Genomic DNA, 12,671 nt, shown 5'->3' on the forward strand with positions numbered 1-12,671 from the left:
GAGAGATATGTACCCAGCCGAGTGTTGTGGGTACATGAGTAGGGGTTCTGAGTGAGACATATGTACCCAGCCGAGCGTTGTGGGTACATGAGTTGGGGTTTTGAGTGATAGATATGTACCCAGTCGAGCGTTGTGGGTACATGAGTAGGGGTTCTGAGCGAGAGATATGTACCCCAGCCGAGCGTTAGTGGGTACATGAGTTGGGGTTTTGAGCGAGAGATATGTACCCAGCCGAGTGTTGTGGGTACATGAGTTGGGGTTCAGAGTGATAGATATGTACCCAGCCGAGCGTTGTGGGTACATGAGTAGGTGTTCTGAACGAGAGATATGTACCCAGCCGAGCTTTGTGGATACATGAGTTGGGGTTCAGAGTGGGAGATATGTATCCAGTCGAGCGTTCTGGATACATGAGTTGAAGTTTAAGAAGTGGATGGAACTTACATAGCGGGATTTTAGAAAATTATCCCTTAAAGGGGGATAGTTTTGTTAAAAAATGGTCAGACTATTATCAGTGATTAAAGAAATGTATCATCTCCGCGGAAACGCGGGCAATAAACTAATAAGTTTGAGGTGATCACGATGACGGTTAAAATTCGAATCGTGTTTATGGTAATGCTTCTGATCGGTGCGTTTTATTTTACTTTCTTTCATGATGATGGAAAGATTGAGAAAGAAGCCGCAGAGAATCCGGCAGCTGCTGAACAGGCAGATGCTGCACCTGAAGCACATACGGTGGACGTCATTCTTGAGCGGGTCTATCTCGATGGCGAGGTAAGTGAAGAAATCAAATCTGAAACAATTTGGTCCATGGAAGACTTCTGGGCAGGCTATGCCGCTTGGGAACTCGTTGATATGACCGAAGAGCAAGTCGTTTTCCGACAGGATGTTGACGATATATCCCCCTTGTTGAAATCGAACGGCTACTTTGGCATTTCAGATGATGGAGTGCTTTCTATCTTTAATGGCAGGCCCGGCCAGTCTGAAATCATTCAGTCTTTTTTTCAAATCGATATACACAAGCTTGAAAGCGGAAAACGTGATGAGCTGGTGAAAGGAATCCCGGTTAAATCGAAGCAAAGCTATGAACAAGTCATTCAAAGCTTTCAACCTTATTCATTGAATGAAGACGCTTCTTTTGAGTAGGATGTTTCCGTATAGCTTTGTTGAGTAAAACCGGCTGATGACTGAGCCGGTTATTTTTGTTGTATGGAAGTTAAATTAGTGCAAGTTATGTCTTTCTCCTGTTTTTTTGGTAAAATAAGAACAGATGTTTCGGGTGGTGATATAGGAATTATCAGAAAGCCCGAAAACGATCATTCTTATGGTACAATGAAGTGATTAAGGGAGAGAAGATATTACATGTATGAATATATAAATGGAACAGTAAAAAGAGTGGGACCGGAATATGTGGTGCTTGAAAATGGCGGTATCGGCTATCAGATTTTCACAAGCAATCCATTCCTGTTTTCAAAGTATGAGAATCAAGAGAAAACCATCTATACATATCAACACGTTAGAGAAGACATTTTGGCGTTGTATGGGTTCTTATCTATGGAGGAAAAGTTGTTGTTCATCAAATTGCTGAATGTTTCCGGTATTGGTCCGAAGGGGGCGCTTGCCATCCTTGCGAGCGGTGCGCCCGAACAGGTCATCACCGCCATCGAAGGCGAAGACGAGCGGTTCTTGACAAAGTTTCCCGGCGTTGGAAAGAAAACAGCGAGGCAGATGATCCTCGATTTGAAAGGCAAACTGCAGGATGTTGTTCCTGATTATTTCCCGAACTTGTTTAATGAAGGGAAGCAGGAGACTGTTTCGAACAATGATGAATTGATCGACGAGGCGGCTCTTGCCTTGAAGGCTCTGGGCTATTCAGAAAGAGAAATTAAAAGAGTCACACCGAAGCTTTCTTCTCAAGGGAAAACCACTGATGAACTTATCAAGGATGCTTTAAAATTATTATTGAAATAGTAATCAAGAAAGGAGGCGGAGCTGTTGGAAGAGAGAGTTGTATCTTCAGAAGCAGAAACAGGCGATCATTCCTTTGAACTTTCTTTAAGGCCCCAGACATTAAATCAATATATTGGACAAGATAAAGTTAAGAATAACCTTGGTATTTTTATCGAAGCCGCCAGGATGAGGCAGGAAACCCTGGATCATGTGCTTCTGTACGGACCTCCAGGACTTGGGAAAACCACACTAGCCGCTGTCATCGCCAATGAAATGGGCGTCAATTTACGGACCACTTCTGGACCCGCCATTGAACGGCCGGGAGATCTTGCGGCTATCCTGACTTCCCTTGAGCCGGGGGATGTCCTTTTCATTGACGAAATTCACAGACTTCCACGGTCAATAGAAGAAGTTCTGTATCCGGCAATGGAAGATTTCTGCCTTGACATCGTCATCGGAAACGGCCCCAGTGCACGATCTGTCCGGCTTGACCTGCCTCCTTTTACATTGGTGGGGGCAACCACGAGAGCAGGTGCCCTTTCCGCTCCGCTGCGAGACCGTTTTGGAGTGTTGTGCAGACTGGAGTATTACAATGAGGAACAGCTCCGTGAAATTGTCATCCGGACGTCCGAAATATTGGATACAGTGATTGACGGTCTGGCCTCGGTGGAGCTGGCAAGAAGGTCAAGGGGAACTCCCCGGATTGCCAACCGCCTCCTGCGAAGGGTCAGGGATTTTGCCCAGGTGCGGGGGAATGGGGAAATCACTGCCGATATGGCAAATCACGCCCTTGAACTGCTTCAGGTAGACAAACTAGGACTGGATCATATTGACCATAAATTACTGAAAGGCATCATCGAAAGGTTCAAAGGCGGACCGGTCGGGCTGGATACAATAGCAGCAAGTATCGGAGAGGAATCTCATACCATTGAAGATGTCTATGAACCGTATCTGCTGCAAATCGGGTTTCTGCAGCGGACACCAAGAGGAAGGACAGTCACCGCTCTTGTTTACGACCATTTTGGACTGGAGGTTCCCAACGCATGACGGGGCTGCCTAAGTTCATGATGATTGCCGGTGCAGTATTGCTTATCCTCGGTTTTCTAATGGCATTTACAAAACTGGGACGGCTGCCAGGAGATATCATCATTAAGAAGGAAAACTCAACATTTTATTTTCCAGTAATGACGTCCATAATCGCCAGTATTGTATTATCGGTGATTTTTTACATCATTGGCAGGTTTAAATAAAGTGCATTAATGGTGGAAAATAACATGTGTTGACTTCTCTAAAGTGAAGGATTTATATTATGCCGAAAGTTACTGCTTTATAGTTAAGAAATGATTCTTCGCTAAGCCTAAGCAGAGATATTCATATTTCTACTTGAGAGAAAAGATTCCCTTCCGGTGAGTTACGGAATGGAGGCATTCATTTTTAGCGGAAATCTATTTCTTTTAAAGCAACCACAATTTTAAGGAATCGCTAGTTCTAAATGTTGTTGTTTAGTCCTATTCCCCCCTCCTTTTTCATAGAGGGATTGGAGCGGAAGACGTACGACCTCCTGCGGGACTAGCGGGACAGGTGAGACCAAGGTTACGTACCCACTGGAACGTAACCCCACAGGCGAAGCCGAGGAGGCTCATCCAGCTCCAGCGGCCAACGACTAGCAGATTTCGTTCTCTCTCCTTGCGATAAGTCATCATCGAATCGCTGACGCTCTTCGTGATTCCTTTATCTCATGCGAGAGCCCTAAAATCTGTACGTCGCTGATCGGCCGCTTCTACTTTTGCTTCACGCCCGCCCCGCGGAGTCGTGGGGCTGGAGCGGAAATCATTTTTTTATTTCATCAAACTTTGTGAAAACAGTCAAACGAAGAAAGCTTCTATTAATTAATATTATAAAAAGTAAGGTGAGAATTTTGAAGGTTGAAGATTTTGATTTCCATCTGCCGGAAGAATTGATTGCACAGACTCCTCTCGAGAAACGTTCAGAGAGCAGACTGATGGCCATCGACCGTAAGAGTGGAGATCTGCAGCATAAAACATTTAAAGAAGTTACAGACTTCCTGAAAGAAGGGGACTGTCTGGTATTGAATGACACTCGTGTCCTTCCCGCCCGATTGTTCGGGGTTAAAGAAGAAACCGGGGCCAAAATCGAGGTGCTTCTTCTGAAACAAGAGGAAGATGATTCTTGGGAAACCCTTATTAAACCAGCTAAAAGAGTAAAAGTCGGAACAAGGATTTCCTTTGGTGAAGGCAAATTGAGTGCCGTGTGTACGGGAGAGAAGGAACAAGGCGGACGAATCCTGGAGTTTCATTACGAAGGGATTTTCTATGAAGTTCTTGATGAACTTGGAGAAATGCCGCTTCCTCCATATATCAGTGAGAAACTTGACGATCAGGATCGGTATCAAACCGTTTTTGCCCGTGAAAGAGGATCAGCCGCTGCACCGACTGCCGGCCTTCATTTTACAGAGGAATTACTGGACAGCATCAGGGCAAAAGGAGTGCATGTCGCATTTATCACTCTGCATGTCGGTCTGGGAACATTCCGCCCTGTGTCGGTTGAAAGCATTGATGAACATGATATGCATTCTGAGTTTTACCAGATTACCGAAGGAACCGCGCGTCTTCTTAATGACGTAAAAGAGAGCGGCGGCCGGATCATCACGGTCGGTACAACTTCCACAAGAACATTGGAAACCATTGCTTCCAAGTATGGAAAGTTCGTGGAAGAGAGCGGCTGGACCGATATTTTTATTTACCCTGGATATGAATTCAAGGCTATTGACGGCCTGATCACCAACTTTCATTTGCCGAAATCAACGTTGATCATGCTTGTCAGTGCTTTTACAAGCAGGGATATAATCTTGAACGCTTATAATACAGCTGTAGAGGAAAAGTACAGATTTTTCAGCTTTGGCGACAGCATGCTGATTCTGTAAAATTGGAAGGAGTTAGACGATTTGACTGCAATTCGTTACGAACATTTTAAAACATGTAAACAAACCGGAGCCCGTCTGGGAAGAGTGCATACTCCCCACGGTTCTTTTGACACGCCGGTATTCATGCCTGTCGGTACACTGGCAACGGTAAAGACAATGTCCCCGGAAGATCTTAAAGCCATGGAAGCAGGGATCATCCTCAGCAACACCTATCATCTTTGGCTGAGACCAGGCCATGAAATCATCAAGGAAGCGGGCGGCCTGCATAAGTTCATGAACTGGGACCGCGCTATCCTGACTGATTCAGGAGGCTTCCAGGTCTTCAGCTTGAGCGAATTCCGCAAAATTGAAGAAGAGGGAGTCCACTTCCGTAACCATCTGAACGGTGACAAACTGTTCCTCAGCCCTGAGAAGGCAATGGAAATCCAGAATGCGCTTGGTTCGGATATCATGATGGCATTTGATGAATGTCCTCCATACCCTGCAGAACACGAATATATGAAGCGCTCGGTCGAGAGGACTTCCAGATGGGCGGAGCGTTGTCTTGAGGCTCACCAGCGTCCACAGGATCAAGGACTGTTCGGGATCATACAAGGAGGGGAATACGAAGACCTTCGCCGCCAAAGCGCAAAGGACCTTGTTTCACTGGACTTCCCTGGGTATGCAGTCGGCGGCCTCTCTGTTGGGGAACCGAAGGATGTCATGAACAAAGTTCTCGAATTTACCACTCCGCTGCTCCCGGATGACAAACCGAGATATTTAATGGGAGTAGGTTCGCCCGATGCCTTGATTGACGGCGCAATCAGAGGGATCGACATGTTCGACTGTGTCCTGCCTACGCGTATTGCCCGAAACGGTACATTGATGACGAGCAAGGGCCGCCTGGTTGTAAAGAATGCTAAATTCGCGCGTGATTTTAATCCAATCGACGAAAATTGTGATTGTTACACATGCAGAAATTACAGCAGAGCTTACATCCGCCACTTGATTAAATCCGACGAATCCTTTGGGATTAGGCTTACGACTTATCATAACCTTCATTTTCTGTTAAAATTAATGGAGCAAGTCAGACAAGCGATCCGTGAAGATCGTCTGGGGGACTTTAGAGAAGAATTTTTTGAAGCGTATGGATATAATCGTCCTGATGCAAAAAACTTCTGATTTTGGGATGTCTTTCATAAGAATTAAACATCCTCACTCGAAAGGAGGTTGAAAAATGGATACGTTTGCTACTTTAATACCTTTATTGCTTATGTTCGTACTGTTCTACTTCTTGTTGATCCGTCCGCAGCAAAAGCGCCAGAAAGCGGTACAGCAAATGCAGAATGACCTGCAAAAAGGGGACAAGATCATCACGATCGGCGGTTTGCACGGAATCATCGATGCAATCGAAGAAGGTGCCATCGTCGTGAAATGTGGAGATGGAAGCCGTCTTACATACGACAGGAACGCTGTACGTGAAGTAATCAAGGCATAATGAAAAGAGCTGCATGAATTCATGCAGCTCTTTTTTAATGGCCTTTTCGTAAACTTTGGTGCTATTTACTATAATTTTCGTAAGCTAATGTCATAGCTCACCGAAAATACCCTGGCATGCGAAAACAGCCTTTTTAATACAGCAAGGCAGGTGCGGCAGGCGACATACATCTTTTAAAACCGGATGAAGCGCTGCATCTACTTCCTGCAGCGCTAATCCTATTGATCAAGATCTTCCCCCGCTGACATTCACCCCTAATATACCGCCCATCATGCACGTGACAATAAAGCAGGCATGATAAACAACCTGTTTAGTCGAAAACAGGGAATCATATCCCAAATACTGAAACAGAAAAACTCCGACCGAAAATAACATTCCAGTAAGCGCCCCAAGCACCAAGCCTTTTTCTTTGCCTTTTCCGCCTGACATAAATCCTCCCACGAATAATGCAAGAAACGAAATGATCGTAACCGCTAAGCTGATCGAGCTTTCTTCCAAGCTGGTGAAACGAAGCATCAGGGCAAAGATTAAACTTGCTGCAGCGGCAATGACCAATATCGTGCCTGTTCCATATAAAATCGCGCTTCCCATTTTCTTGGCTTCTATAGTCTCCCTCTCCTTTCAAACATGAAAATTGCAAGCTTTTCCTAGTACAAGCATATTCATGAAAGAAAAAATAGACTATAATTTTTGCCGGCCAAGCTTCATACAATGTTACAAGCAGGCTGTGCAATCAGAATATATATAGGACCTAAAGGAGAGGGATGTATGTCACCCTTTATCATATTGGCGGTATTCATTGCCGTCTATATCTTATTGATAACAGAAAAATGGAACAGGATCCTCGCAAGCTTAGCCGGAGGGGTTGCTATGCTTTTGATAGGAGCCTTTTCCATAGAAAAAGCACTTTTCACCTATATTGACTGGAAGACGATTACTTTACTGTTTTCCATGATGCTGATTGTCACGGTGACCAGCAAGACGGGTTTCTTTGAATTTCTGGCAATCAGGCTGGCTCAGACCGTCAATGGAAATGGACTGGCCCTTCTCATAGTGTTTTCTCTATTATCCGCGGTCGGTTCAGCTTTTTTGGCAAATGTAACGATCGCCATGCTTTTGGTACCAATCCTGTTTACGTTGACAAAGCAGCTGGACCTGCCGCCGCTTCCCTACTTAGTGATGATGATATTGGCGTGCAATATCGGCGGTACGGCTACGCTGATCGGGGACCCGCCGAATATGATGATCGGACAAGCGGTTAAACACTTTACATTCAATGCATTTCTGCAAAATCTTCTGCCTGTTGCCGCAATGATATTATTAATTACAATTATCATCATCTGTTTAGTGTATAAGGATATCTTGATTGTAAAAGAAGATAAAAAACTATTATTGCGCGGCATAGATGCAAAGTCTTATTTAAAAAGAAATAAAGGCCTGACAGCGGCTATCACTGTTCTGGGATTGGTGCTGGCTGGGTTCTCTTTACATCCGGTCCTCCACCTTGATGTCACTTCAGTTGCCTTAGCGGGAGCTGTGTTGATCATGCTTCTGCTGGAGAAAATCTATGATCCTGAAGAAATCCTTAAAGAAGTGGAGTGGGGAACCCTCTTTTTCTTCATAGGGCTCTTCTTACTGGTAGGCGGGATAGAAGAGGCGGGATTCATTGACGAAATTGCACGGGAAATCATGAAAGTAACCGAGGGGGATATGAAAACAACCGCATTTGTGATCCTATGGGGGACCGGGTTGCTTTCAGCGGTCGTGGACAACATTCCGTTTGTGGCTGCGATGATTCCGGTTATTGAGGAATTCCAGGAGTTCGGTATGGTCAATATGGATCCGCTATGGTGGTCGCTGGCATTGGGTGCCTGCCTCGGCGGCAACGGAACACTGCTTGGATCTTCTTCCAACCTGGTAATCGTCGGTCTTGCTTCAAAAGAAAGCGTGCAAATCAAATTTTATCATTATTTATTAATCGGCATCCCAATCACGTTGATATCCTTGGCTGTATGCACTGTGTATGTTTACATCAAATACATTATCCCGTTTGTAGGACATTGATATGAGGGATAATCCTTAGACTGGCAGCCAGCATGGTGCCGGTCTTTTCTTGGTTTTAAACAGCATGAAAACTCAGGAAGGAGGAAGATGATGCAGTAAAAGGGTGGTGTAAACAGCATGAAAATCTCAAAAGTAAAAAGATGATGCAGTTAAAATGCATTGTAACCAACATCGAATCTCCAGAAACAAAAATCTATGCAGCCAGAGAGCGCCGCAGTCATCATCCAATCTCTAAAAACAAAATAGATGTACCCAGAGAGCGTCGCAGACAGCATCGAATATACAAAATCCAAAATCGATGCAGCCAGAGAGCGCGGCAGACAGCATCAAATCCCAGAAATCCAAAATCGATGCAGCCAGAGAGCGCGGCAGACAGCATCAAATCCCAGAAATCCAAAATCGATGCAGCCATAAAGCATCACAGACACCATCGAAACTCCAAAATCCAAAATCGATGCAGTCAGAAAACGCCGCAGACAGCATCAAATCTTCAATATCCGAAATCGATGCACCCAGAGAGAGCCGCAGGCAACATCGAATTCCTCAAAACCGAAAATCGATGCAGCCAGAGAGCGCCGCAGGCAACATCAAATCTCCAAAATCCGAAATCGATGCACCCAGAGAGAGCCACAGGCAGCATCGAAGCTCCAAAATCCAAAAACCAAAATCGATGCAGCCAGGATGCGCCGCAGGCAACAGCAAATCTCCAAAATCCGAAATCGATGCACCCAGAGAGAGCCACAGACAGCATCGAATCTCCAAAAACAAAAATCGATGCACCCAGAAAGCACCTCAGGCAACAGCAAATCTCCTCTTCACAGAACTCCCGCTAACATAATCAATTCACCCATAGAAAAACTTACCTCTAATCATTTTTATGGGTACGTGCATACTAAAGTGTGCAAAACGTACGTACCTGAAGGAGGAGAGGGACGTGGAGGAGTATCTTGTCATCATTATAAGGACGGTCTTTTTATATGCAGTCATTTTATTTATATTTCGGGTAATGGGCAAAAGGGAAATCGGGGAATTAAGTCTCTTGGATCTTGTGGTTTTCATTATGATAGCGGAAATGGCAGTTCTGGCGATTGAAGAGCCCAAAAGTGAATTAGTGAATACTCTGCTTCCCATGGGGGTACTGATGCTCATTCAGATTATCACTGCCTTTTTATCGATAAAAAGCAAAAAGTTCAGGGAACTGGTCGATGGTAAGCCGACCGTCCTGATCAGTCATGGGAAAATTGATGAGAGAGCTATGAGAAAACAAAGGTACAACTTTGATGACCTTCTCCTTCAGCTGAGGGAGAAGGATATCAGCAATGTGGCCGATGTAGAGTTCGCCATTCTGGAACCTTCTGGTACGCTGTCTGTCATTAAAAAAGATGATAAAAGCGGGAAGGGATCATTAACGCTGCCTTTGATTCTGGACGGCATCATTCAGCAGAATCACTTGGAGTTGATCGGCAAGAATGAATTCTGGCTTCGCAAAAGTTTGAGGGAGAAGGACTACCACAACCTTGAGGAGATTTCCTTTTGCAGTTTTCAGGACGGCCAGTTTTATGTAGACCTTCGGGATAAATAAAAGTCACAAAAAATGAAGCCATTACCTGAACAAGCAGGTAATGGCTTTGTTTATCAATATAGGCTGTTTTCGGAAAAATCCCCAAGAGTATAATTTCCCCCTGGATACTAAGGGTTTTCACTCTAATCGTGGAGAGCAGCTATATTCTTTTCTGATTACCAGGCAGTGAATTGTAGTTGTTTTTTTAGAAGTCTGTCGCAAAGATTGTGGCTGTTTTTAAAAGTAATGGATTTCCACTCCAGGCGCGCGACTCCGCGGGGCGGGCGTTGAGCCTCCTCGGCTTCGCCTGCGGGGTCTCATCTGTCCCGCTGGTCCCGCAGGAGGTCGCGCGCCTTCCGCTCCAATCCTTCTACGTAAGAGGGGAAGTGGGGAGAAATTAGCATTCAAAAGCAACAAACTTTTTGAAAGTTTTTTAAACTAATTATTGTTATTTTTGGAAAAATTATCAAGATGCGACATTCCCCCGGATGCTAATGATTCTCTCTTAAACATGGAGGTAGTAGCTCTTTTCTTTCTTGCTTACCAGGATAGTTCCAATGAATGATGACTTCATCTTACAACATTCATATCAAATAGCAAAAAAGTTTACGAAAAGAGCCTTTTAGAAAGACAGCAACATTTCGAAAAGAGCTTTAATTTAAGACCAGCTTCCCGATTAAGGGAATCCTTTTGATGTCGTCTCTCCTGATGAGTTTTAGGAGGATGGAAAGAATGACATACAATATCGTCGTTAGGATGACTCCTGTCAGCAGGCGGAGTCCAAGCGGCATACCTTGCAAGATACTGGTATAAAGATAATGGCCGCCTAAACCGGTAAAAGCCATTACAACTGCAAACTTTGCATAATCCCTGACATAGATGGTCATGGGAATGGTTTTTAATATGGTTGCAAAATGCAAGAGAGTAACGAGCATCATGCCTGTTACAATTCCCAAAGCCGCACCGTTGATTCCGAAAGCGGGCTGGGAGGCGAGAACAAAGATAATGCCTGTTTTCACAATTGCACCTATCAGGCTGTTAATCATCGCTGCTCTTGCCAGGTCCAGCGCTTGAAGCACGGCTTGAAGAGGTCCTTGATAGTAATAGAATAGAAAAAACGGCGCCATGATCATTATGAACCCGGAGCCGCTGCTGCTGCCATACATGACGGTCATCAACGGCTCGGCGAATATGAATAATAAAACGACAGCTATGCCGCCTGTGATCAGACAGAATCTCAAGGCCTGTGTCAGCCGGTGCTCAATCAGGACAAAATTCTTTTGTTTATTAGCCTCACTGACAGCGGGCACCAGCGATGTAGAAAGTGAAACTGTGATGAAGGACGGCAGGAACAATAACGGGAGGGCGAACCCCGTCAAGGATCCATACTGCTTGGTAGCAAGAGAGGTGGCTACCCCCGCCAAAGCAAGGCTGTGAGCAACTACAATCGGCTCGAAAAACCAGGAGATTGAACCGATCATCCGGCTGCCTGTAGTCGGCAGGGCAACACTCATCAATTCATTTAAAGTGGCACGGCCGGACTTGACCGCTCCGAAGAAATTCCGGCGAACCTTGAATTTTTTCTTTAACTTAAAGGCTGTGAACATATAGAGAAGAGAAGCCAATTCGCCCAGTACAGAAGCTACCATTGCAGCCGCTGCAGCGTATTCAATACCATAAGGAAGAAAAGTCTTCGTCATGACAGCGATCAGTGATATCCGGACGATCTGCTCGATGACCTGGGAAATGGCGGCAGGCTTCATGTTCTGCCTTCCCTGGAAATAGCCCCTGATGACAGAGGAAATAGCGACAATCGGGATAATCGGAGCTATCGCGACTAATGGATAGTAGGTCCTCGGATCTGTAAAGAGTGTTTCCGATAAGTATGGGGCAAGCAAAATCAATGCGGGAGTGAAGATCATAGACAGGGAAACGGTAATGGCCAGTGAAACGGCAAGGATTTTTTTGACCTTTTTTATATCACCCTGAACTTCTGCCTCTGCTACACTCTTCGAAATGGCAACAGGCAGTCCCATTTGTGTAATGGTAATAACGAGAATCAAAGTCGGGAATGCCATCATAAAGAGACCGACGCCTTCTTCACCGATGAACCTGGCCACTACAATTCTATTGATGAATCCGAGAATCCTGGTTATCAAGGCAGCACCCATTAAAATCATCGTGCCTTTCAAAAATTTGGACATTTCATTCCCTGCCTTCTCAAAAATCGTAATATCGTATACAATTATCTATATGCAACAGGGTGGACAAAGCATGACAAGTTGTTGGCAATTAGAAATGGAGCGGGGGAAATATATGAACGTTTTGAAACATCCGTACAGTCACTTTTATGATGATGTAAAGCCTGCACTAATCAGCAAGGTTGAGGAATTTGAAGTACTTGGCTATGGCAAAGCAACTGTTGAAAGCTTATGGACATACCTGTTAAAGAAGAAATGGAAGAAACCGAAAGAGGAAATCAGGATGTTTGAATTAGTAAGTGACATTTTAAGCGTCAAAGCAGGGGAATATATGAGCTTTGAAACTGTGGAGGCCTATCGTTCTCCTAATTGGTTCAGCGACTTGAATGAGGATGAACTGAAAGAACTGCTGAAACCGAATAAGAAATCCTGATTTTTATTGGTAAAATATTGAATTGACAGTAAATTGCTGCTAAT

General features: G+C 44.7%; 13 protein-coding genes. 11 read left to right on the top strand and 2 right to left on the bottom strand.

Annotated features, from left to right (window positions below):
* The first annotated feature begins 579 nt into the window (after positions 1–579).
* From B9Z54_RS05145 to yajC, 7 genes are all read left to right on the top strand, one after another.
* Positions 580–1,143: an intercompartmental signaling factor BofC gene (locus tag B9Z54_RS05145; RefSeq protein ID WP_113927416.1), complete on the top strand. Its 564-nt coding sequence runs from the start codon at positions 580–582 to the stop codon at positions 1,141–1,143.
* Positions 1,144–1,359: 216 nt separating this feature from the next.
* Positions 1,360–1,968, top strand: a complete 609-nt coding sequence (gene ruvA / locus B9Z54_RS05150) for a Holliday junction branch migration protein RuvA (protein WP_113927417.1) — start codon at positions 1,360–1,362, stop codon at positions 1,966–1,968.
* Positions 1,969–1,992: 24 nt separating this feature from the next.
* Positions 1,993–2,994 (top strand): Holliday junction branch migration DNA helicase RuvB, encoded by a 1,002-nt coding sequence (gene ruvB / locus B9Z54_RS05155; RefSeq protein ID WP_113927418.1) that lies wholly within the window; start codon positions 1,993–1,995, stop codon positions 2,992–2,994.
* Positions 2,991–3,197, top strand: coding sequence for a DUF2905 domain-containing protein (locus B9Z54_RS05160; RefSeq protein ID WP_113927419.1), 207 nt, complete (start codon positions 2,991–2,993; stop codon positions 3,195–3,197). The genes ruvB and B9Z54_RS05160 overlap by 4 nt, the downstream gene beginning before the upstream one ends.
* 668 nt (positions 3,198–3,865) lie before the next feature.
* Complete coding sequence (gene queA, locus B9Z54_RS05170) at positions 3,866–4,891, top strand: tRNA preQ1(34) S-adenosylmethionine ribosyltransferase-isomerase QueA (protein WP_113927420.1); 1,026 nt, start codon at positions 3,866–3,868, stop codon at positions 4,889–4,891.
* 21 nt (positions 4,892–4,912) lie between these two features.
* Positions 4,913–6,052: a tRNA guanosine(34) transglycosylase Tgt gene (tgt, locus tag B9Z54_RS05175; RefSeq protein ID WP_113927421.1), complete on the top strand. Its 1,140-nt coding sequence runs from the start codon at positions 4,913–4,915 to the stop codon at positions 6,050–6,052.
* A 55-nt stretch (positions 6,053–6,107) separates the two neighbouring features.
* Entirely contained in the window at positions 6,108–6,368 is a 261-nt protein-coding gene (gene yajC, locus B9Z54_RS05180; protein WP_113927422.1) for a preprotein translocase subunit YajC, read from the top strand.
* Positions 6,369–6,593: 225 nt separating this feature from the next.
* Here yajC and B9Z54_RS05185 read toward each other — a convergent pair whose 3' ends face one another.
* Entirely contained in the window at positions 6,594–6,959 is a 366-nt protein-coding gene (locus B9Z54_RS05185; RefSeq protein ID WP_113927423.1) for a TIGR04086 family membrane protein, read from the bottom strand.
* 177 nt (positions 6,960–7,136) lie between these two features.
* Between B9Z54_RS05185 and B9Z54_RS05190 the strand changes: the two genes are divergently transcribed.
* The 3 genes from B9Z54_RS05190 to B9Z54_RS05200 all read left to right on the top strand — a co-directional run bounded on the left by B9Z54_RS05190 (position 7,137) and on the right by B9Z54_RS05200 (position 10,014).
* Positions 7,137–8,432 (top strand): ArsB/NhaD family transporter, encoded by a 1,296-nt coding sequence (locus B9Z54_RS05190; RefSeq protein ID WP_113927424.1) that lies wholly within the window; start codon positions 7,137–7,139, stop codon positions 8,430–8,432.
* A 140-nt stretch (positions 8,433–8,572) separates the two neighbouring features.
* Positions 8,573–9,265, top strand: a complete 693-nt coding sequence (locus tag B9Z54_RS05195) for a hypothetical protein (protein WP_162785100.1) — start codon at positions 8,573–8,575, stop codon at positions 9,263–9,265.
* A 101-nt stretch (positions 9,266–9,366) separates the two neighbouring features.
* Entirely contained in the window at positions 9,367–10,014 is a 648-nt protein-coding gene (locus tag B9Z54_RS05200) for a DUF421 domain-containing protein (protein ID WP_205207674.1), read from the top strand.
* Positions 10,015–10,646: 632 nt separating this feature from the next.
* Here the strand turns inward: B9Z54_RS05200 and spoVB are convergent.
* Positions 10,647–12,197 (bottom strand): stage V sporulation protein B, encoded by a 1,551-nt coding sequence (gene spoVB / locus B9Z54_RS05205; RefSeq protein WP_113927427.1) that lies wholly within the window; start codon positions 12,195–12,197, stop codon positions 10,647–10,649.
* A gap of 70 nt (positions 12,198–12,267) precedes the next feature.
* Here spoVB and B9Z54_RS05210 point away from each other — a divergent pair, with 70 nt between their 5' ends.
* On the top strand, positions 12,268–12,627 hold the full coding sequence (locus B9Z54_RS05210) for a post-transcriptional regulator (protein ID WP_240189811.1): 360 nt from the start codon (positions 12,268–12,270) through the stop codon (positions 12,625–12,627).
* Positions 12,628–12,671 lie beyond the last annotated feature (44 nt).

The organism is Bacillus sp. P14.5, assembly GCF_003316765.1.
Classification (GTDB): Bacteria; Bacillota; Bacilli; order Bacillales; family Bacillaceae_B; genus Rossellomorea.

Excerpts from the sequence above, each read along its gene's own strand:
- B9Z54_RS05145 (WP_113927416.1), top strand. The coding sequence starts at position 580 with ATGACGGTTAAAATTCGAATCGTGTTTATGGTAATGCTTCTGATCGGT.
- ruvA (WP_113927417.1), top strand. The coding sequence starts at position 1,360 with ATGTATGAATATATAAATGGAACAGTAAAAAGAGTGGGACCGGAATAT.
- B9Z54_RS05160 (WP_113927419.1), top strand. The coding sequence starts at position 2,991 with ATGACGGGGCTGCCTAAGTTCATGATGATTGCCGGTGCAGTATTGCTT.
- yajC (WP_113927422.1), top strand. The coding sequence starts at position 6,108 with ATGGATACGTTTGCTACTTTAATACCTTTATTGCTTATGTTCGTACTG.
- B9Z54_RS05185 (WP_113927423.1), bottom strand. The coding sequence starts at position 6,959 with ATGGGAAGCGCGATTTTATATGGAACAGGCACGATATTGGTCATTGCC.
- B9Z54_RS05190 (WP_113927424.1), top strand. The coding sequence starts at position 7,137 with ATGTCACCCTTTATCATATTGGCGGTATTCATTGCCGTCTATATCTTA.
- B9Z54_RS05195 (WP_162785100.1), top strand. The coding sequence starts at position 8,573 with ATGATGCAGTTAAAATGCATTGTAACCAACATCGAATCTCCAGAAACA.
- spoVB (WP_113927427.1), bottom strand. The coding sequence starts at position 12,197 with ATGTCCAAATTTTTGAAAGGCACGATGATTTTAATGGGTGCTGCCTTG.
- B9Z54_RS05210 (WP_240189811.1), top strand. The coding sequence starts at position 12,268 with ATGACAAGTTGTTGGCAATTAGAAATGGAGCGGGGGAAATATATGAAC.